Source organism: Rhizobium sp. 05L429 (assembly GCF_056397645.1).
The window spans coordinates 147424-167802 of record NZ_JBFTNV010000008.1 but is presented as its reverse complement, the minus strand read 5'-3'; the positions used below and the strand labels follow the sequence as shown (position 1 = coordinate 167802).

Below are 20379 nucleotides of genomic sequence, written 5' to 3'. Positions count from 1 at the left end.
GGCCGCGAACAGGCCGGCAAGCTTTCATTTCTGCAATAAACTGCAAGCCGAACTTTCACGCCTGCGGCATTTGCTTTCATGGCCGCAAGCTTATGACAGGCTATGCAGGATTCCGTTCTGCCTGCGCCGTCGGAAAGCCCGTCCTCGCCTTTTGATGTGTTGAAGTCAGGTGGCCGGTCGGCTGGCAACCCGGACTTTTCGGCGCGGCGTGGTGATTTCATGAATAACTGCTCCCAGAACAGAAGAGAGCACAAGGCAAAGGATCACGAAGAAAACGGGCTGCTGAAGCGCGCCGATGGGGAAATGATTGGCGATGATGCGCAGGAACGCCAGCGTGAACGCGTGTGTGATGTAGATCGCGTAGGAGGCATCACCGAGATAGTTCAGCCAGCCGACAGTTGGCAGTTTCGAAAAGTCGATGGAAACAGCGCTGTAGACGATGAAGATCGCCGGTATGCCCCAGCCGTAATAGCGGTTCTCGGCCCGCACCAGATCCTCGTTGATGAACAGGAAGGCAAAGCCGACGGCCAGCAGGACCCATGCCCAGCGCTGCGGCAACAGGATTTTCTGGCCATAGAGCCAGCCAAGCACCGCACCGGCCAGAAATTCCAGGATGATGGGTTCGCCGTAGAATGTCGTGGCCGTCGTTTCCGGCAGCAGATGGCAGACGATCAGGATGGCTAGAAAGGCGCCGAACAGGGCAGGCAGTCGATAATCCTCGCGCAGCGGCAGCAGCAAGGCGAAGACGAAATAGAAAAACATCTCATAGTTCAGTGTMMAGCCAGGAACGACAACAGGCGCGATCATCGTCGGATCGACCGGGTTGATCCACGGCAGGAAGAGCAGCGATGCCATGAGATGCGGCAGGTCGAAGGCGGTCGACTTCAGAAGTGATGGGGCGATGAGCGCCACGGTCGCTGAGAAAAGCGTCGCCAGCCAGTAGAGCGGCACGATCCGCTTGATGCGTTTGCGGGCGAAGTCGGCCGGCGTCATGGCGCGTCCGCTCGTCGTCAACCACATCACGAAGCCGCTGAGCACGAAGAAGATATCGACACCCGTTTCGCCATAGATGAACGAGGTCGCGTCGATGGCGGGATTGACCTTGGCAAGCTGCAGGATCGCGTGAAAATAGACGACCATAAGCGCCGCGATAGCGCGCAGATATTGCAGCTGGACAAGCATCTGATGTCTTGCTCCCACAGGCTCCGCGGATTGCCCCTCGGCAGGCCGCTTCGTCAACTCAGTACATTTGCCGGACGATCCTGCCGGATGCGTGGCGTGTCGCGGAAACGCATGTACCCGACGACAAGCCAGAGAAGGCCGKCGATCTTCATCKAGAAGATTGCCGTCCCGCCGATCATCATATTCAGAAAAATGAAAAGAGAAAGTGAATGGGCGCAGCGCCGTTGGGCCGGGCTCGTGCCCCCCGGGAACAGGCAGACGAAAAGCCAGAAGGCGATGACGCCGAAGACCGTTGCGCCATAGACGAGATAGACATAGCCGCTATCGGCGAATTGGGCGACCTTGTCGACCGAAAGTCCGAGGACCGCCAGCGGATCGAGATCCATCAGTTTCTTCATCGTCAGATTGATGCGCCCGGTGAAATTGTCGCCGATCGCGTTGGGGTCCTTCATGTAGACAAGGAAGCCGGCACAAACGATGAGCGGCATCAGTGCCAGGTTGACGGCTTTGGGGATTTTCGGAAAGACGAAATAGCCGCCGATACAGCAGATGCACAAGATCAGCATCGTGCGCGTGTCGTTGGTCGTCAGGATCAGGACTGCTGTCGCAACAGCCAGCGMCCGGTCAGTCCTCGTCAGCCGATCCCACATCGAAATCAGGTAGATCGCGATCACGCCGCAGAAATTGGCAAGCGACACCTGTTCGAGGAAGATCGACGAGGAACGATGGTCGATAAGGCCGAAGGAGAAACGACCCTCGAAGCCGAGTGCGTTCTGAAACAGGCCGGTTTTATTGTAGCTGAGCGGCAACAGTCCGCGCGTATTGGCGAAATAGTCCGAGGGATGCACGATACTGACATAGAATGGCACGCTGATGATCTCGAAGATMAGGAAAAGCAGCACCATGGCGCAGGCCACACGGAAGACCAGCTTCAGCGTCCGTTCGTTGCACCAGCCTCCAAGCCCGGTGAAGCAGAAAATGATCAGCACGTTGCGGAAATGGTCGATAAAGGCCATGCGGTTGAGCACGCTGACATAGATCGTCACGATCAGCGTGAAAAGCATGAAGAGGAAAGCCGGAAGATCCTCCTCGTAAATGCCCTTGTGCAGGATATAGAGGATCGCGCTTGCCATGATCAGGCCTTCGCTGGCAGCCACATGAGTCATCGAAAGCGGCATGATGTTGTGGTTTATGAAAGCCAGGATGCCGTTGTAGAGGACTGAAAGCAGCCCGAGTATCAGGATCGGGTAATCGAGACGTGAAGCGGTGCTGGCCGCGCCGGCCGCCCTTTCAAACCTCGCACTGGTTTCTCCGATTGCMGTCATGTCACTTCCCCGCGGGTTTGACGGCGGCACAGACGGGGGCGTGTTTCTCCACCATCTGCTCGAGAAGGCGCATCTGCGGACGCTCCGGCGCATCGCGCGGCTGCACGTTGAAAGGTTCTGTCGCCGGCCACCATTCGCCTGCTGCCCAATAGGAGAAGCCGAACCAGACGTCGCTGTTGTCGGACACGGTGGTGAGCATCGTCTTCAGCCCGTCGAGGCAATCCGCATTCGCCGAAGCACCGAATTCACCGAGAAAGCCACGCTTGMCGTTCTTCTTCAGCCAGGCGGTCACATTGGTGACGGCATCGGTCGCGGCCTTTGAACCCTCGCATGTATCGTGCGTTCCGGAAGAATCCACATCGAGATACTGGTGGAATTCATAGGCATAAAAATCGAGCGGATCGCGCACGCCGAGCATGACGGTTCCATTCGCGCCGCCGATCACATCGCTTTCCCAGCTTGCCGCCCCGCTCCAGGCCGTGCCCGGAACGAGGATGAGATTGCGGGCGCCGACCGCCCGAATGCTGCGGATTGCGGCATTGGCGGCTTTCAGCCAGTCGGTTGCGGGAATGTCGTGCGGCTCATTCATCAGTCCGAAGAGCACGCCATCCTGATTGGCAAACTCGACGGAAAGCCGCGCCCAGAAATCGGCAAAAGCCGTATTCGTCGCCGGCGGCTTGCCGACCTGTTCCTTGTCGTAATAGCCGAAATTGTGCGGATCGAGCAGCACGCTCATCTTGTGCTTGCGAACCAGTGCCACAGTATCTTTCAGCCGCTGCAGTTCGTCATCGTCAAGCCGTGCGCCAAGTGTCGGCTGCAGGCGCTCCCAGCGGAAGGGCAGACGGATGATCGTCATGCCCTTCTTGGCAAAATAACCTATCGTTTCTTCCGTCGGGTAGGTGTAGTTCGTGCCGTAGACGCCGCCGCGCTCGCCATACTCGCCGCCGGAAAGATTGACGCCGTAGTAGCAGAGCGGCCCGCTCGTCGCATGGACGGTAGACGAAATGGTCATGACGGCGGCAAGCAGCAGCCTCTGCAGCAGTCTTTTCCGTCTCATGGGCCATCCTCGTGGGTCGCGGCAGGTCGCCACGTGGCTTCGATGCCGGTATCTTAACGGTCCGTTAGCTAAGAATTTCTAAAGTCGCTCTGTCTCGGCCACGCTTTCTCGCCGGGCGGATGCGGTGTGTATGAACCAGTATGACAGGAACAGGGTAAGCCGCCTGCCTGCCTGGCGCAGTTTTGAGTCGTCTCAGCCTGCGCCTGAAGGAACCCGTGCGCGCAGCCCGATCATCCGGCCGACCGATTTCGTTCCGCCGCCGCCGCCCGAACCCGAGCCGCTCCCTGCTCGTCCGGTAGTATCGGAACGCCACGCTTCCGAGCCGGCGCCCGCGCCTTCGTCTCGCGCTATTCTCCCGGTCAGAGAAACGCCCGAACCCCCAGCCGAAGGGGCGTCAGTCGTTGCCGGACCACTTCTCGATATCAGATCCGCCGTTGGCGCCGTCTGGAGCAGGCGCCTGATCGTTGCCTGCCTTTGTTTGCTCGGTGCTGCCGCCGGCGCGGTAATCGCGCCCCGCATTCAACAGAAATTCACAGCAGTTGCCGCCCTCTATTTCGATCCGCGCCAGATCGGTCTTGCCGATAGCGGTTCGCAGAATTCGACCGTGTCGCCGGAAATGGTTTCGACGCTGATCGACAGCCAGGTCCAGATACTGACCTCAGGCAATGTGCTGCGCCGCGTAGCCAACGCCCTGAAACTCGATCAGGACCCGGAATTCACTGGCGGCAGGACGGATGACGCCGCCGTTATCGGCGCCCTTCAGAAAGCTCTGCTGATAACGCGTGAGAACAACACCTACGTCGTCTCGCTTGCGGCGACGACCCACGATCCGGAAAAGTCGGCAAAGCTCGCAAACCAGGTCGTCACCTCCTTCATGCAGGAGGAAAGCAGTGCATCGACCGGCATCTACGAGACCACGTCGTCGACACTCGACGGCCGCCTCGACGATCTGCGCCAGAAAGTGCAACAGGCGGAGCAGGCAGTGGAGACCTTCCGCGCAGACAACGACATGGCGGCGACCGAGGGCAATCTGATCTCCGACCAGCGCCTTTCATCCTTGAATACGCTGCTCGTCAACTCCCAGGAAAAGACCATTCAGGCCAAGGCCCGCGCCGATGCCGCCGCAAATCTGCGGGTCGAGGATGTCGTCGCCGGCAGCCAGGCGGATGGCGCCACGGGCACATCGCCGCTCGTCAGCCTGCGCCAGCAATATTCCGCGCAGGCGGCCGTTGTCGGCAGCCTGCAGAGCCAGATGGGTGCCCGCCACCCGCGCCTTCAGGCCGCCCGCTCTTCGCTCGGCAGTATTGGGGCGGAAATCAAGGACGAGTTGCAGCGGGTCGCGACCTCGGCAAGGGCCGACTATGAACAGGCCAAGAAGGCCGAAGACGATATCGCCAAGGAACTGGCGATCCAGAAGGCTCTTCAGGCTACGACGTCGGACAAGCAGGTGCAGCTGAACGAGCTGCAGCGCAAGGCGACCGCCGCCCGTGAACTTTACGAGGCAGTGCTCAAACGCTCCGGTGAGACCAGCGAACAGCAGAACCTCAACCAGAGCAATATCCKCGTCGTCTCCCCTGCCGAAGTTCCGGTCAAGGCGGATGGACCGAGCAAGAAAATCATCATCGTCGCGGGCATCATCGGCGGCCTGCTCGCCGGCTTTGCTGTCGGTGCCGGTTTTGCGATCCTCGCCGGCCTCTTCTCTCATCCCGTCATCAGAGGTTATTTCCGCAAGCCCACCCGCGCTTCCGCTTGATGGCGGCCTCCAATCTTCCTACATCCTGAAAGTGGGCATCGAACGGAAGATGCGTGAAAGAGGTTGTCATGCGGTTGGTTGCCGTTCTCCTGCTGTCGCTTGTTGCCGGCACTTCGGCCGCGCCCGCCTTTGCCATCGACTGGCAGAATTCCGGCAGGCAGGCCGTGCAGCCGCTTTACCCCTACAAGGATCTTCCGGGCGTGAAGGCCCAGCCGGACAAGAAGGTGGAAGAGTCCTACGCCTGCCACACCGAAACCGTGCAGATCCGCCGCCGCCACGACGAGATCTTCCGCTCCGGCGGCATGCCGACCCTGATGTATGTCTGCGAGCGGGACGGTGTGATTTCCATGGACAGCCGCGTGCCGCTGCGCGGCCATTATCAGCCGGTGCGGTAAAAGCCGGAAGCGGATACTGCTGACGGACCTAACCTGAAGTTATCTATCCAGCCGTCAGACAGCCGCTAGCGAGATCTTGTCGATCCGGCCACCGATCTGGGCTCCGATATAGAGGTTCTCGTAGCATTTCGCCGGAAAACCTGTCTGCCGCATATGAAATGCCGTCCGGTCGATGTCGTAATCGACCCGGTGCAGATCGATGACATCACCAGCGAGCGTGGCGAAGGCCGCACGCGGGTCGCCGTCGCGCGGTTGTCCGACAGCGCCCGGATTGCAGAAGCGCTTCCCGCCCAGTTTCAGCAAAGCCTGGACATGGGTGTGGCCCGCAAAGAGGATCGATGCGTCGTCCGGAAGATCAGCGGGTCCGATCTGATAGAGATATTGGTCGATAGGGTCCCGCATGCCGCCGTGGTAGAAATGGATCGGACCGTCGGCAATGAAACTCTTCGAAGTCGCCAGCCAGGAGACCTGCTCCGGCGAAATAATCGTTCTCTGATAATCGGTGATATCCGAAACCAGTTTCGAACGCGGGCATCCCTCGCCGCTGACGATGTAGTGGTCGTGGTTTCCCAGAATATTGACGATCCCGCGGGCACGCAGCAGATCGATACATTCGCCCGGCTGAGCGTAGTAACCCACGACATCGCCGAGCGATATGATCCGGCGGCAGCCGAGCGCATCGATGCGCTCCAGTACGGCCTCGAGGGCCGGCAGGTTACCGTGAATATCTGAAATGATCGCGATCATGTCACCACATAATCTTCATAGTAGCGCCAGCCGCGGCCCGGGCGGACCTCCGGTGCTGCGGGCCGCTTGGCCCAAAGAAAGAGCTCTACGGCCATGAGGGCTTCGTTGTAGCCGAAGGCGGCGCGCAAGGACGTACTGCTGGAGAACCGAGGATTGATTTCGAGAAGATAAGGGATCTCGCCATCCATGCGGAATTGATAGTTTGTCGGTCCCAATGGCTTGAAAAGACCGGCGATCGTCTCGACCGCCTTGGCCAGCACCGGATGCTCGACGACTTCGGCATATTGCGTATTGCCGGCGACGGACAGCTTGCGACGGAAGATGATCGGCGGCAGACTGGTGCCGTCGCCGAAGCCGAAGGCGCCGACGGTAAATTCAGTGTCGTCGCTGCCGATGAATTTCTGGATGAGAAAATCGTCGGTGCTTTTCCGGCTCMAATAGGCAAAGTCATGCTCGTCCCGAAGAACGGCGATGCCGCGCGATCCGTTTCCGCGCCGCGGTTTCAAAAGTAAAGGGGGCGCGCCAAGGCGATCGATCGCATCGTGCCAGTCTGCAGCAAGGCAACCAGGTATGGCCGGCAGGCCCAGGCGTTGCAGCGCTTCGCCGAAATTCCATTTGTCCTGCGCAAGTTCGATCAGATCGGGATTGTTCAGGATGACTCGAGCGTCTGTCCCTTGGGTAAGAGCCCGATTTCGGTTGAAGAACAGCACGTCCGACTCCAGCCCTGGAAATACCAGATCGACGTTTTCCCGGATCAGGAGATTTTTCCAGAAGTCGAAATAGTCGGGGCTTTCTTCGCTGCATGGCGGCTTGGCGAAGAAGTCGTCGCACCAGTAGCGACCGATACCGTGCGCATCCCGATCGACGCCGATGACCCGGACAGAGAGCCCGGATTTCCGGAGGGAGCTGGCAATTCCTTGCCCGATGATGGCGCCGACCGCAGTCACGACGACGGTGATGGGAGTTGTCTTCATGCCTGCTGCCGTCACACTAGATCCATGGGGCCGAAGGCTTTCGCGGTCCCCGCATTCCGTATCATCTCAATGCCGTCTTTCATCGTGATCGAGGGCAACAAGTTCAGCTGGCTGAAAGCCTGTGCTCCATCGGGAAAGTTTATCTTACGGAACGGCGCTTTTTCCGGCGCGTCGATGACATTGCCGCCCAGACCGAACGTGTCGTAGGCGACCGCGGCGATTTCATCTGAGGTCATCGCTTCCGGATGGGAGATATTCAATATGCCCCTAACCTCTGTATGAGCGGCGCGGATCATCAGATCGGCGGCATCCCTGACGTGAAGGAAGTTTCGGATACCGAGCGAGTGGGGCATGCGGATATTTTGCCCGCGCGAGGCGTAGGCGATGATCCGACCGAACCAAGCCTGGTGGCTGCAGCAGCGTCCCTCTGTGTCGTAGATCTGCGGAAAACGCAGGCTGCAATACCGAAACCCATGTTTTTGCGCCGCCCAGGCAAGGACTTGTTCCGCGAGACCCTTGGTCAGACCATAGGATGTAAAATTGCCTGGATCCAAGGTCTCGTCGGAAGAGGCTGAGCCTGCATAAACAAGAACGCTGGCGCCGAGTTCCTTGACCAGCTGAGCGACATCAACAGCGCTGGCAGTATTGACGTCGAAATTCTGCCTGCGCCCCTTGTCACCGTCGTCTGCAAAACTCGCCGCGGAATGAAAGACGATATCGGCGGAGAGTCCTTCCGACACGTTGCCAGCGGAGACGCCGAGATCAAGGAAGATATCGTCCGCTGTCGATCGTCCCGCTGTCAATGTCTTGATATCGAGCGCCCGCAGCCGCTCGATAATCTGGCTTCCCAGCATCGACCGAGGACCGATGACGAGGGCTGTCGTCATGCCGCTTCGGCTTCCATCAACAAAGCAACACAAAGATCGGGAAATTCAATACCGACGCGCAGCATGGCTTCGAGATTCTCCTGGAAATCCGGCAGCGTCTTTAGAACTCCGAGCGGAAGCGGCTTGAGATAGATCCCTTCCTGGTAGGTCATCGAATATCCGTGACGTTCCAGCTCTTGCTGGAACGTATCGCGGCAATATTGCCGACGGTGCCCAAGTGCCAGATCGTTCGCATTCAGGCTGTAGATGTYGTCGATCTTGCCGAGTTCGACTCCGAGCCTACGGTTCATCGATTTTGCGTTCGGAACTGCTGCAAAGAGCTTGCCGCCCGGCTTCAGGAACTTTCTGAACCGATCAAGAACCAGGCCCGGATCTTCGACATGTTCGAGAACAAAGCCCATGACGATAACGTCGAAGCGTTCTTCCGTATCGAAGTCCTCGAAGTAGGAGAAGACGACCTCACCGGAGAAGTCAGGGCTCTTCTCGTTGAAGAGATCGATGACGACCTGCGAACCTTCGATGATGACGTGGCGGTCGCAGGCGGCGTTGAAGATGCTTGGCGTATATCCATGGCCGATGCCCAGTTCCAGCAGCGAACCGCAATGGCCGAAGCGATTGATGATCCGCTCGGGGTACCAGTTGAGGATGAGATCGTTCTCGATCGCCGTTGCACCGTTCGGGCGATATTCTGAGGTTACCGCATCGAGGTTTATGGCTGCTGCTGTCATTATACAAATTCCTTCGAGTCGATGGTTCCCGAATGTACCGATATGGTCCTTCCGGTTCCGCAGTTGGCGACGATCGTTCGGCTCATGGCCTTTTGATAAGGCATCAGGCTTGCTGGTAGCTGTGCATTCTAGCTGTCGATCCAGACGAGGCTCAGTCCGGGGCGATGCAGACTGGGCTGCTGCGCAATGGCTGCCCTTGCCTTGAGGGGATTGAGTCCGACAAAAACCACGTCGACCTCGTCTGCGAGGGCTGCGGGCGCAATAACCGGCTTTCCGAAATGGCTGGTACCCTGCAGGTTGGGATTCTGATCGAGGAAGACGCTGAGATCGACATCGCTTTCCACCCGGCTGCAGATCCAGCTTCCATAAAAGCCGGAGCCGTAAATTGCTGCGCGGCGACCGGCAAATTCCGTCGCTGCCTCGTCGAGCCGGATGGCAGCTTGCTTCCAGAAAGAACAAATCTCCCTGGCTTTTTCTGTTGCCGTGGCGATCTCGGCTCTGTCCACGTTCAGGCGAACAGAATCGTCTGCACGTTTCGCAATGACGAAGAATGCGCCCGGAAAAACCTCCGTGTCGATCGTATCGACACGGAAGCCGGCCAGGCTGAAGGCCCGCTTCAATGATGGGATGCTGAAATGGTTGAGGTGATCGGCAACCGCCATGTCGCCGGGGTTGGCAGCGACGTCGGGCATGGACAGGAGAAGACGCCCTTCGGGGGCGAGGAGATCATGCAGGGCCTTCAGAAAGACGACCGGCTCGGGCACATGTTCGATGACGAAATGGCTCATAATCGCCTGGAAGCGACCGGCCCATTCGGCCGGTATCGTATAGGATGCTTGATTTTCCGGCGCGACCCATCCCTGCCATGCAGACTTGTAGTCGGCGCTGACGTCGAAGACGTGCGGCCGAAGATCCGGTCTTGCCTTGTGCATCTTGCGCAAGGTCGTCGATTTCGCCGCGCCGTAGTCGAGGATCTCGGCGCCCTGCGGCAGGTCGAGCAGGCGCAGGCTCACCGCTGCCTGATGGTCGGTGCGGTAGATCGGCTGATTGTCTGCGCCGATCGCGAAAATCTGGTCGTGATCGTCCGACGCCATCGATATCTGGTAGGACGTATCGTAGAAGGCCTCGATATCGGGCAGATCGCCGGATTGCGCATGCCCGCATTCATCGCAAACGAAGGCGAGCGTCGGAATATCGACGAACGCCATGGTCGTTGTGAGCGCCGGCGCCGAAGCCTCGTACGAGGCTTCGGCGATATGCGACCCGCAGACGCGGCACGCTGTCATATGGTGTTCTCCCCATCGGTCACCAGTTCCGGCAGGATTTTGCTGAAATCGACGCCAGCGGCGAAAGAACCGCACCAGCCGATGCGAACGCCGAGCGGTTCGGCAAAATTGAAATACCGGAACTGAATGCTCCACCGCGGCGTCTTCGAAACGTTATGGCCACCCTGATGCATCGTCAGGAAGTCCATCAGAATGAGGTCGCCCGGTTCGGGGAGCGGTGCGACGACGTCATATTTTGCCAGCCGTTCGTCGACCCGGTCCATGAAAAGCGCGTAGGCGCCGGTCTTTCCGAGGCCCGCGTCATCGCGATAGACGGGGATCAGCCCCTCGGCATGGGAACCTTCGGCGATCTGTACCGGACCCATGTCCACCGTTACCGGCAACAGCGGCGTCCAGAAGACAATACCGTCGAGGCTTCGCAGCTGGCCCGGAAATTCCTGATGCCATTGCGCGCGGAATTTCTCTTCGCCGGGGTTGTCGATGCGGATGCCGTAACCGCCGGCAGCGATGCCGGGAACGGAATCGGGCCGCAATTTTTCGAAGACCGCCGTATTCTTCGCCTTGGTGACGAGCTGCATGAAGGCCGGAATCTGCTTCACCGCATCATAGACTTCGCCGCCCCACGAACGGTTCTGCGCGATCAGCTTCGGATAGGCGATCGTCATGGCCTCGAGCGTGGTTCCGGTCGGAGCATCGACGCCGTACTTCCTGCAGAGGGCTTCGATGATCTTGCGGATACCTTCCTGGATAGGCGCGATATCGGTCGCCGGATCGTAGAAACCGCGGATGACGAGATAGCCTTTGCTGTCGAATTCAGCGCGCAGGTTGTCTTTGAACGTTGGGATTGCGTCGGTCATGATGTTACCGTTTCCTCCTTCAGGAAGTCTTGCCACGCCACGGTGGTCGGGATGAGACAGTGACGTGCCTCCGGACCCCTTCGGGCGATGAGATCGAGTACTGAAACATAAGGGGTGAACGAGCCTCCGGGCTGCGGCCAGGGGGTGCGGCTGTAGTCCATGTAGTCCACCTGCACGCCGGCTCGTTCAAAGGCCTTGTGATCCATATAATTCGCCGCGCCATGGCCCGTGAGATAGCGGGTGCCGCCGGCCTTTAGAACGATGTCGAGCACGCGCTGCCAGGAAGTGCCCTCGACGCCCATATTGCTGGTTCTTTCGACCGTCCGGTTCGCACCGATGCCGAGATACCGGGCTGGCTCCTCGATGCTGGCGATCAGCAGCTCCGGCAGGGAGGAATGGCTGTAGACGCTGTCGAAGATCGAAAGAGCATCGTCGATGAAGGGTGCGCCAAGCAGCGACTGACGCAGCAGCGCGCGATGGCTCGCCTTCCAGTCCTCGCCTGCCGCTGCGAGCTCGGAGATCTTCTGGAAGCTGCCTTTGCCGGCAAGCGGGATCGTCATCCAGCAGCGATCGTTGCCGCGCAGAAGCTGGATGCGGTTGGTGAAGCTGCCTTTCGAAAACTGCGTATCGTCGAGATAGACATAGCTGTCGGCGATCATGAGCTGTTCGAAGAAGCCCGGCCAGGGAAACAGCATCGGTTGCGTAATGACGACGGCAGTCATGTTACACGTTCTCCAGTCGCGGCTCAGGTCGCATCACGTCGCGCGTCATGCCACCAGCCACACGGCGGTGGCGCTCCGTCATTTGCCGACGCACTTGAGATATCCTCCCGGCGAGCTGGACAGTACCAGCTTGCCGTTCAGGGCTTCGTCGGTCTCGAAACGATCGGTCTCCTCGAGATACATGTTGAGCGCCGTATAGGGCTCATCACCCGGATGCCAGATTTTCGAGCGTCTGTTCGGCGTCAGCGCCGTATCTTTTCCATAGCCGAGCAGAGTATCGGCAACGACGATATACTGGCCCTCGGTAACTAGCGGGCCGTAGCAGCGCAGTTCGTCGAGAACGTGGTCGCGGCTGTGATCGCTGTCGAGCACGACCATGACCGAAGCGCCGGCCGGAATTTCCGCTTTGACCTTGGCAAGCGTCTCCGCTGTCGTCGAAGGGCCCTCGATGAGTGTGATCAGCGGCGAGAGCGGGTGGTTTTCGATGGAATCGCGGTTGTGGGCGCGGATATCGATGTCGACGCCGATCACCTTGCCCTTGCCGATGACCTTCAGCAGCGAGGCCATGAAGATCATCGAGCCGCCGCGCGCTACACCCGTTTCGATGATGACGTCGGGTTTGGTGTTCCAGACCACTTCCTGGGTGGCAATCACGTCGGCCGGCATCTGAATGATCGGCACGCCCATCCAGGACCAGAGATAGGCATAGTCATACTTGTCGAGCGTCAGCAGCGTATTCAGCGACTGCTGGAAGGCATCTTCGTCATTGCCGAGCGCAAGCGACATTTCGCGCTTGCGGGCTTCGAATTCGAGGCGATCGTCCTTGGTGGTCATAAGTCTCTGAAACCTTCTGTATATTCTGCGCTCAGGCCGACTGACGGAGGTGAACGGCGCTGTTGTCCTGATGGCTGCGGACGACCGAGATCAGCGTTTCTGCCACGCGGTCGATATCGGCCTMGCTCATATCGTGGTAGCTCGGCAGATTGATCGCTCGCTCCGGAATGCTCCAGGCGTTGATGTTGGCCGGCTTTTTTCCGAACATCGAAAGGCTGGAAAGCGGGTGGAAGAAGACGCGCGCATCGATACTTGCGGCTTCGAAGGCCTGCTGCAGCACTTCGCGCGTGATGCCGGTAGCAGGGTGGAAGACGGCCGTCGGCATCCAGGCGCCATTGATCGTGCCGGTATATTCAGGGTTCATGCTGATGCCGTTCAGTGTGGAGAGGCGCACCATATAGGCTGCCAGGATCTCTCGCTTGCGGGAGACGAGCTCCTCGATGCGCTCCAGCTGGGCGCAGCCGATTGCCGCCTGGATGTTCGACATCTTGTATTTGAAGCCGACTGCATCCGGCCAGAACTGTTTCTTCTGGCTGCGGGCACGGCCGTGGTTGCTGAGCGTCAGTACCTTTTCATGGAGATCGGTGTCGCTGGTCACGAACATGCCGCCTTCGCCCGTCGTCAGCGTCTTTGTGCCGTGGAAGGAGAAGGTGCCGAAAATGCCCATGGAGCCGGCGCGACGGCCGTGCCAGACGGAACCGATCGCCTCGGCTGCGTCTTCGATGACGGGGATGCCGGTGCGGCGGCTGATGTCGAGCAACGCGTCCATGTCGCAGAGATTGCCATAGATATGGGTGGCGATGATGGCGCGCGTGCGCGGCGTAATCTGGCGCTCGACCTCCGCGGGGTCGATGCACCAGGTATCGGGCAGCACGTCGACGAAAACGGGCTCAGCGCCCAGATGCTTGATCGGCGCAACGGTTGCGATCCAGTTCGTGTCGGCGAGGATCACCTCATCGCCGGCGCCGATGCCGAGCGCGGCAAGCCCCATATGCATCGCGCCGGTGCAGCTCGACGTCGCAATCGCGTGGCTGGTGCCGAGATAGGCAGCAAATTCCTTCTCGAAGCGGATGATATAGTCGTAGCAGCGGGCACCCCAGCCGTTCGCCGCAGCATCGGCTGCATAGCTCGTCTCAAGCTCGGTGATGGACGGTTTGGTGTAGAATATCCTGTTTGTCATGCCTTAATTCTTTTGTGATGGGGCTGAGACTCACGCAATCGGGGCACATTGAACTCTGTAAAAACTAGGGGGTGAAACTGGCGCGAGGCTTTGCAGCGTCGGACGCAACTTCAGGCATCAGACGAGCACGTGCTGCGTCAGGTCGGTTTCGATGAAGATGAGGTTCGGCTTGTAGCCGAGCTTCAGGAAGTTCTCGCGCCTCGGCATGTCGGCGGCAAAGATCGCCGTCTTCTCCAGAAGCGCCGGATCATGCGTCTGCGGGTCGGCGACGATCTCGATCTCGGGCAACAAACCGATGTCACGCAGCATTTCGCCGATCGATTTCGGATCGGCCATGCCGCTGAGGATGAGCCTGTTGATGCCGGCGGTCGAGTTGACCTGATAGGCGAGCGTCTGGATCGCCACCGCCATCGGGAAGTTGTGACGAAGCTGGGCCACTTCCGGATGCTCGCCGAGCCCGCCGAGCGCCATGCGGGTATAGAGCTCGTAGGCCTTGATGAAGTCCTTGCGAGCCACCCAGAAACGGACGGCAACCGACATGCGGTTCAGCGTGAAGATCTTGCACATCTCGTCATAGATGGCGCGCGCCTCGCGGCTGGTATTCAGCTTGCCACGCTTGGCGGCGATATAGAGGAAATATTCGAGGCCACCGCGATACTTGTCCCAGGCGGTCATCACGTCGTCATTGCCGGCCTGCTGGCGCGTCGGCGCGATCTTGGAAACCGTCACCGAGCGATAGAAGGGCTCTTTAAGAAATGTGACAGCACCCTGATCGACGAAATGCGCCAGATAGGCGAAGGCCCAGAAGCAGAAATCGCGCGGCACCCAGGCGGAGCGCAGGGCGGACGAGCGGTAAATGCCGATCTCGGGGAAGATGTGCCCGTTGTAGATGAACTGGAAGAGTTCCACGAAATTCTGCCGTGCGAACTTCGTGTTCTCGGCGATCTCGTAGAACTTCGAGACGTCCTTGTCCTGCACTTCGTCGTAGAAATACCAGGGTGCGTGGCAGGCGACGACATCGGGATTGGCGTCCAGATAGGCCATTGCTGCCTCGACGCCGGCAGGCACCAGAAAATCGTCATCGGCAAGGTAGATCGAATATTCGCCGACCGCGTGATGGAAGGCGCAGGCAAGATTCGGTCCCGAGCCGCCGTTGACGGCGMGGCGGTGATAATGGATCGGCAGTCCCTTGGCGATGAACTCCTCGACAACCTGGGTCGTGTTGTCCGTCGAAGCATTGTCGGAAATGACGATCTCGTAGGGGAAGCTGAACTTGTAGCTCTCGCAATGCTCCAACGCGTTTCTGAGATAAGGTTCGCGATTGTAGGTCGGAATGCAGATGCTGAGTTTGATGCCGCTCAAAGGCTCGTCTCCTGGCTGTAGCTTTCAAGCGCGGCGTCGCGCTCGCTGATGACGCTCGGCATAAATGGCCAGGCGATGGAAAAGGCGGGATCGTCCCAGCGGACGCCGCGCGCAAGCTCCGGCACGTAGACTTCCGACATCTGGTAGAAGAGCTCGCAGTCGTCTTCGAGCGTCAGGAAGCCGTGTGCACATCCGGCGGGTATGTAGAAGGCATTGTGGCTGGCCGCATCGAGCTCAACGGCGGCCCATTTCAGATAAGTCGGCGAATCTCGCCTCAGATCGAGCGCCACGTCGAACACCTTGCCGCGCGTGGCGCGCACCAGCTTGATCTCCGGCCGTGGCTCGGCCTGGTAGTGCATGCCACGCAAGGTACCGCGCTTGTGGTTCTGCGACACGTTGCACTGCGGATAAACAGGCACGAGACCGTGGTCGGCAAAGCTCTTGGCGTCGAAAGTCCGCGCAAACAGTCCGCGGTCGTCGGAACGCGCGTCGACCTCTACGACAAAAGCACCCGAAACCGCGGTCGGAACGAATTTCATCCGATCACCGTCAGTTCCGGCACGGCGACGGCGAAGCGTCCGCCCCAGCCCCCGACCCTGCTGTTGGCCGCCACGACTTCGTTCTTGATGTTCCATGGCAGGATCAGAATGTAGTCCGGCCGCGTCTCGTCCATCTTTTCCGGCGCGTAGATCGGCAGCTTGCTGCCCGGCAGGAAGTGGCCCTGCTTGTGCGGATTGCGGTCGACCACGTAGTCGATGAGGTCGGTGCCGACGCCGCAGAAATTCAGAAGCGTATTGCCCTTGGCGGCGGCGCCATAGGCAGCGACCTTCTTGCCGTCGCGCTTCGCTTCCGCGAGGAAGGCGAGCAACCCGTCCTTGATCGGTGCCACGCGGCTCTGGAACGCCTCGTAGGTTTCGACCTCGTCGAAGCCCGCAGCCGCCTCGTCGGCGCGCACCTTGGCGACGCCGGGGCCGGTCGGATGAGCAGTAGAGGCCGTCCTGCAGGCAAGCACGCGCAGGCTGCCGCCATGTGTCGGCAGTTCTTCCACGTCGAACACTTTCAGGCCGTGCGCCGCGAAGACCTTTTCGACTGCCAGCAGCGACAGGTAATAGAAATGCTCGTGGTAGACCGTGTCGAACTGGATATTTTCGATCAGCCGCAGCAGATGCGGGAATTCGACGCTGACGACGCCATCGTGCTTCAGYACGCCTGAGAGCCCGCCGACGAAGTCGTTGATGTCCGGGACGTGGGCCAGCACGTTGTTGCCGATGACGATGTCGGCGGCCAGGCCGCGGGAGACGAGATCGGCCGCCGTTTCCTTGCCGAAGAAGCGCGCTTCCGTGGGCACGCCGATCTGCCGAGCCACTTCGGCCACGTTTTCGGCCGGCTCGATGCCGAGCACCGGCACGCCGGCCTCGACGAAATGCTTCAGCAGATAGCCGTCATTGCTCGCTACCTCGATAACCTGGGACTTCTCGCCGAGGCCGAAGCGCTTGCGGGCCATGATGGTGAACTGGCGGGCGTGCTCCACCCAGCTGTCGCTGTAGGAGGAGAAATAGGCGTAGTGACTGAAAATGTCTTCAGGCGGCACGAAGGCGTCGGCCTGCACCAGCCAGCAATCGGAGCAGACGAAGGCGCGCAGCGGATAGGACGGCTCCGGCTGCTTGAGCTGCTCTTCCGTCAGATAGGCGTTGGCGAGTGGCGTCGAGCCGAGATCGACGAAACGGTGCTGCAAGGGAGCGCCGCAGAACCGGCAATTATGCGCTGTCATGATATTGCTTCCTCATAGGCCGCGATCTGGCCGAGCGAGAAGGCGCGCATGTCGGCCCCTTCGCGGTTGGCCTTGTACCAGGCGGCGGTCCAGTCGATTGTCTGCTGAAGGCTCAGGCGCGGGCGCCAGCCGATGGCGGAAAATGCCAGGTCCGAGCTCAACGTGAGGGCAGGCGCCTCCGGCAGATGCGTTCCGGGTGCCTGCGCCCAGACGTCGTTGACACCATGGGCGAGGCCAAGTGCATCGGCGAGTTCACAGACGGTTGCGAAACTCTGCGGATCGGGGCCGAAATTGAGCGCCTCGGGCAGCTCCTTTTCATCCGAAAGCGTCAGCTCTTCGGCGAAGGCGAGATAACCGCCAAGCGGTTCCAGCACATGCTGCCAGGGACGGATGGCCTCGGGATACCGAAGCAGGATCGGCTGGTTGCTTTCAAAAGCGCGGATGAAATCCGGGATCAACCGATCTTTGGACCAGTCGCCGCCGCCAATGACATTGCCGGCGCGCACGGTAGCAACGCTGATGTCGCGCCCCTTGAAGAAGCTGTCGCGGTAACTCTGGACGACGAGTTCGGTGCAGGCCTTGGAATTGGAGTAGGGGTCCTTGCCGCCGAGCGTATCGCTTTCGATAAAGGGAATGCCGCTGCCATTGTTGGCATAGAMCTTGTCGGAGGTGACGACGAGAACCGTCCTGACGGAGGCAGTCTCGCGGACCGCGTCAAGGACGTTTGCTGTTCCCATCACATTGGTTGCGAAGGTCTCGCCCGGATTTTCATAGGAGCGCCGGACCAGCGCCTGTGCTGCCATGTGGATGACGATTTCGGGCTCGAAATCGACGAGGCGCTGCTTGAACGCCGTTGCGTCGCGGATGTCGGCGATGTGGTGGCCTTGCCCGTTCCAGGGCGAAAGCCGCGCATAGAGAGAGGGACTGGTCTCGGGTTCGAGCGAGACCGCCGCCACTTCCGCGCCGAGCTTTTCCAGCCACAGCGAAAGCCAGGATCCTTTGAACCCTGTATGTCCCGTCAGGAACACACGCCTGCCATTCCAGAAGTCCGTCAGGCCCATATCTTCCACGGCGCCTTTCCGGAGCTCCAGAGCTCTTCGAGCTGATTGCGTTCGCGCAACGTATCCATCGGCTGCCAGAAGCCGTCGTGACGGAAGGCCGCCAGTTGCTTGTTGGATGTCAGCCACTGCAACGGACCGGCTTCCCAGATCGTATCGTCGCCTTCGATAAGGTCGATGACCGAAGGATCCAGCACGAAGAAGCCGCCGTTGATACGCTGACCGTCGCCCTTCGGCTTTTCGATGAAGGCGGTCACGACATCATTCTCGATATTCGTCGCCCCGAAGCGGCCCGGGGGCGTTACCGCGCACATCGTTGCCTTCAGCCCATGGCTGCGGTGGAAGGCGATCTCCGAACTGATGTCGATATCGGCAACGCCGTCGCCATAGGTCAGGCAAAAGGGCTCGTCCGGATCCAGATGATCCCGGATACGCCGGATACGGCCGCCCGTCATGGAGTTCATGCCGGTATCGACAATGGTCACCTTCCAGCTGGGCTTCGAGCCCTTGTGGTATTCGATCGCGTTGGTGGCGAGGTCGACGGTGATGTCGCTGTGATGCAGGAACAGGTTTACGAAATATTCCTTGAGCATATAGCCCTTGTAGCCGGCGCAGATGATGAAATCATTCAGGCCGTGATGGGCGTAGATGTTCATGATGTGCCAGAGGATCGGTTTTTCGCCGATTTCGACCAGAGGCTTAGGCCGCACACTGGTCTCTTCGGCGAGGCGCGAACCCAGACCACCTGCCAGAATTACGACTTTCATCCCAAGCGAACTCCAAAGTGTCTGATAATATTCATTGCGGCCGGCGTGCGCCTGGCGAACATGTCCGGCATGCGGGCAACGATCTCCACGGAGCGTAACGGCAGTATCTTCATCGTGATGCCGGTATCCGATTTCGTTCTTGTGCGAGGCTTGCCTTAGCCAGCGCGAAAATGGCCAACAGCCGAGCGGTTTCTGCCGCTCGGCTGCATAATTTGCCGGTAGTCTCTTGGAATTATTTGCTGTTTCGCAACGCCATACGTCGGCGCGGCGGGACTATGATTTTTGAGGGGTGAGAAAAGCGTCTGAAGGGAGCGAGGCGCTCAAAGAATCCGATCGATCTTATGCTGAATATGCAGATTGGGCATCAAGCCAGCCGTATGCGCGGCACGATAAGCGTTGCGCGCAGCATCGAAGGTCACGCCCCACATGATGGCGCTGAGCAGAAAAGTGATGATGTAGACCTGGATCCGCATACACGCATCGAAATGCGGCATATTGGCATTTATGTGGCGATGCTACTGTGCAAATTCGAATATGCCGGTGAATAAAAAGTGCGAAAAATAAGTGCGCTCGCTGTCGCAATGTTGAGTTGGGCCAAAGGCTGCGACAACCATGGGCCTTGGTGAKAAAAACGAGCGAACGCGCGACAACGGCAGCGCAACTGCCGCGGAGCTTTCAGCATCAATCTACGGTTTCCGCAAACGGAATCCCGATGACGTTGGGTTGGCCGCCATTCCGAATACAATGATGAAACTTAACACACGCTGCGGTGAGCGAGATAACAGGGAGAACCTGTATCTGTTTGATCTCGTTGGAGATCAATGGGAATGGTGCCCAGAAGAGGACTCGAACCTCCACACCCTTTCGGGTACCAGCACCTGAAGCTGGCGCGTCTACCAATTCCGCCATCTGGGCGACGGAGAGCCATGTACGGGGGTGGCTCTTTGCTGTCAACAGGGTTTTTGAAGTTTTCCTGACAGTCTGTGAAAAAGCTTCATGAAGCCGTTGTCGCACCCGGCGGGTCAGTGGATGGCACGGCCTGCTATTCGCACTATATTAGGGGATATCCGCAAAGGAATGCACCATGTTCGACCTTCGCCACGCTTTTCTCGCAGGCCTGCTTATGGCGGTGCCGCTGGCTGAGGCCAACGCCGCTTCGCCGTCGCTTGGGCCTATCAATACACAATCGACGATTTGTGATTATCGCGGTTGCTTCGGCTTCGGTCCGCAGCAGTGGCATCGCCCGGCCTATGTCCAGCCGAATTACCGCCCGCCGAATGCTGCCGGTCCGAAATATTATCAGCCGCCCGGCACTTTGCCGCCACGGTTGACCTATGACCCGCCACCGGTGCAACGGGTGCAGCCTTCGGCGAAAGACAGCAGTCGCCATGTGGAATGGTGCCGGAACGAATACCGGTCCTACAATCCGCGCACGGATCGCTTCGTGACGTACGAAGGTATCTACAAAACCTGCCGCTCGCCCTATCGCTGAGC

At 59.4% G+C, this 20379-nt stretch carries 21 protein-coding genes and 1 tRNA gene; 4 read left to right on the top strand and 18 right to left on the bottom strand.

Translation table 11 applies throughout. The features are described from left to right. Nucleotides 1-165 precede the first annotated feature (165 nt). Genes AC1DNW_RS11030 through AC1DNW_RS11020 form a run of 3 tightly spaced genes read right to left on the bottom strand, consistent with a single transcriptional unit; the run spans nucleotide 166 to nucleotide 3564 of the window. Nucleotides 166-1182, bottom strand: a complete 1017-nt coding sequence (locus tag AC1DNW_RS11030) for an acyltransferase family protein (RefSeq protein WP_477852670.1) — start codon at nucleotides 1180-1182, stop codon at nucleotides 166-168. A gap of 53 nt (nucleotides 1183-1235) precedes the next feature. Continuing rightward, the gene (locus tag AC1DNW_RS11025; RefSeq protein ID WP_477852669.1) at nucleotides 1236-2507 is read right to left on the bottom strand and encodes a hypothetical protein; all 1272 of its coding nucleotides are present in this window, start codon (nucleotides 2505-2507) and stop codon (nucleotides 1236-1238) included. A gap of 1 nt (nucleotide 2508) precedes the next feature. Then, nucleotides 2509-3564: a glycoside hydrolase family 5 protein gene (locus tag AC1DNW_RS11020; RefSeq protein ID WP_477852667.1), complete on the bottom strand. Its 1056-nt coding sequence runs from the start codon at nucleotides 3562-3564 to the stop codon at nucleotides 2509-2511. Between the two features lie 130 nt (nucleotides 3565-3694). Here AC1DNW_RS11020 and AC1DNW_RS11015 point away from each other — a divergent pair, with 130 nt between their 5' ends. Then, nucleotides 3695-5317, top strand: a complete 1623-nt coding sequence (locus AC1DNW_RS11015) for a GumC family protein (protein ID WP_477852665.1) — start codon at nucleotides 3695-3697, stop codon at nucleotides 5315-5317. A gap of 68 nt (nucleotides 5318-5385) precedes the next feature. Next, a complete protein-coding gene (locus AC1DNW_RS11010; protein ID WP_113307247.1) occupies nucleotides 5386-5712 on the top strand; it encodes a hypothetical protein in 327 nt (108 codons plus the stop codon). A 54-nt stretch (nucleotides 5713-5766) separates the two neighbouring features. On the opposite strand, the gene AC1DNW_RS11005 is transcribed toward AC1DNW_RS11010, so the two are convergent. From AC1DNW_RS11005 to rfbF, 14 genes are all read right to left on the bottom strand, one after another. Next, nucleotides 5767-6459, bottom strand: a complete 693-nt coding sequence (locus tag AC1DNW_RS11005; protein WP_113298201.1) for a metallophosphoesterase family protein — start codon at nucleotides 6457-6459, stop codon at nucleotides 5767-5769. Beyond that, complete coding sequence (locus AC1DNW_RS11000) at nucleotides 6456-7433, bottom strand: ATP-grasp domain-containing protein (RefSeq protein ID WP_477852664.1); 978 nt, start codon at nucleotides 7431-7433, stop codon at nucleotides 6456-6458. The genes AC1DNW_RS11005 and AC1DNW_RS11000 overlap by 4 nt, the downstream gene beginning before the upstream one ends. An 11-nt stretch (nucleotides 7434-7444) precedes the next feature. Next, nucleotides 7445-8320 carry an NAD-dependent epimerase/dehydratase family protein gene (locus AC1DNW_RS10995; protein ID WP_113507344.1) on the bottom strand — a complete coding sequence of 292 codons (876 nt, stop codon included), beginning with the start codon at nucleotides 8318-8320 and terminating at the stop codon, nucleotides 7445-7447. Then, entirely contained in the window at nucleotides 8317-9048 is a 732-nt protein-coding gene (locus AC1DNW_RS10990; protein ID WP_477852662.1) for a class I SAM-dependent methyltransferase, read from the bottom strand. The genes AC1DNW_RS10995 and AC1DNW_RS10990 overlap by 4 nt, the downstream gene beginning before the upstream one ends. 128 nt (nucleotides 9049-9176) lie before the next feature. After that, nucleotides 9177-10334, bottom strand: coding sequence for a class I SAM-dependent methyltransferase (locus AC1DNW_RS10985; RefSeq protein ID WP_113507346.1), 1158 nt, complete (start codon nucleotides 10332-10334; stop codon nucleotides 9177-9179). Next, nucleotides 10331-11191 (bottom strand): phytanoyl-CoA dioxygenase family protein, encoded by an 861-nt coding sequence (locus AC1DNW_RS10980; RefSeq protein WP_113507347.1) that lies wholly within the window; start codon nucleotides 11189-11191, stop codon nucleotides 10331-10333. Before AC1DNW_RS10980 ends, AC1DNW_RS10985 begins: the two co-directional genes overlap by 4 nt. After that, nucleotides 11188-11913 carry a WbqC family protein gene (locus AC1DNW_RS10975; RefSeq protein WP_113507348.1) on the bottom strand — a complete coding sequence of 242 codons (726 nt, stop codon included), beginning with the start codon at nucleotides 11911-11913 and terminating at the stop codon, nucleotides 11188-11190. Before AC1DNW_RS10975 ends, AC1DNW_RS10980 begins: the two co-directional genes overlap by 4 nt. Before the next feature lie 78 nt (nucleotides 11914-11991). Beyond that, nucleotides 11992-12747 carry a CmcI family methyltransferase gene (locus tag AC1DNW_RS10970; RefSeq protein ID WP_113507349.1) on the bottom strand — a complete coding sequence of 252 codons (756 nt, stop codon included), beginning with the start codon at nucleotides 12745-12747 and terminating at the stop codon, nucleotides 11992-11994. A gap of 31 nt (nucleotides 12748-12778) precedes the next feature. Continuing rightward, nucleotides 12779-13927 (bottom strand): DegT/DnrJ/EryC1/StrS family aminotransferase, encoded by a 1149-nt coding sequence (locus tag AC1DNW_RS10965; RefSeq protein WP_477852659.1) that lies wholly within the window; start codon nucleotides 13925-13927, stop codon nucleotides 12779-12781. A 117-nt stretch (nucleotides 13928-14044) separates the two neighbouring features. After that, complete coding sequence (locus AC1DNW_RS10960; protein WP_477852657.1) at nucleotides 14045-15289, bottom strand: glycosyltransferase family 2 protein; 1245 nt, start codon at nucleotides 15287-15289, stop codon at nucleotides 14045-14047. Then, on the bottom strand, nucleotides 15286-15828 hold the full coding sequence (gene rfbC, locus AC1DNW_RS10955; protein ID WP_113298211.1) for a dTDP-4-dehydrorhamnose 3,5-epimerase: 543 nt from the start codon (nucleotides 15826-15828) through the stop codon (nucleotides 15286-15288). Before rfbC ends, AC1DNW_RS10960 begins: the two co-directional genes overlap by 4 nt. Further along, nucleotides 15825-17060: a class I SAM-dependent methyltransferase gene (locus tag AC1DNW_RS10950; protein ID WP_113507352.1), complete on the bottom strand. Its 1236-nt coding sequence runs from the start codon at nucleotides 17058-17060 to the stop codon at nucleotides 15825-15827. The genes rfbC and AC1DNW_RS10950 overlap by 4 nt, the downstream gene beginning before the upstream one ends. Further along, nucleotides 17057-18121 (bottom strand): CDP-glucose 4,6-dehydratase, encoded by a 1065-nt coding sequence (gene rfbG, locus AC1DNW_RS10945; protein WP_477852721.1) that lies wholly within the window; start codon nucleotides 18119-18121, stop codon nucleotides 17057-17059. The genes AC1DNW_RS10950 and rfbG overlap by 4 nt, the downstream gene beginning before the upstream one ends. After that, on the bottom strand, nucleotides 18112-18885 hold the full coding sequence (gene rfbF / locus AC1DNW_RS10940; RefSeq protein WP_113298214.1) for a glucose-1-phosphate cytidylyltransferase: 774 nt from the start codon (nucleotides 18883-18885) through the stop codon (nucleotides 18112-18114). Before rfbF ends, rfbG begins: the two co-directional genes overlap by 10 nt. A gap of 341 nt (nucleotides 18886-19226) precedes the next feature. Between rfbF and AC1DNW_RS10935 the strand changes: the two genes are divergently transcribed. After that, nucleotides 19227-19433: a hypothetical protein gene (locus tag AC1DNW_RS10935; RefSeq protein WP_162747150.1), complete on the top strand. Its 207-nt coding sequence runs from the start codon at nucleotides 19227-19229 to the stop codon at nucleotides 19431-19433. A 280-nt stretch (nucleotides 19434-19713) separates the two neighbouring features. On the opposite strand, the gene AC1DNW_RS10930 is transcribed toward AC1DNW_RS10935, so the two are convergent. Beyond that, a tRNA-Leu gene (locus tag AC1DNW_RS10930) sits at nucleotides 19714-19800 on the bottom strand. A gap of 169 nt (nucleotides 19801-19969) precedes the next feature. On the opposite strand from AC1DNW_RS10930, the gene AC1DNW_RS10925 reads away from it, so the two are divergent. Beyond that, the gene (locus AC1DNW_RS10925; RefSeq protein WP_113307259.1) at nucleotides 19970-20377 is read left to right on the top strand and encodes a BA14K family protein; all 408 of its coding nucleotides are present in this window, start codon (nucleotides 19970-19972) and stop codon (nucleotides 20375-20377) included. Nucleotides 20378-20379: the final 2 nt, after the last annotated feature.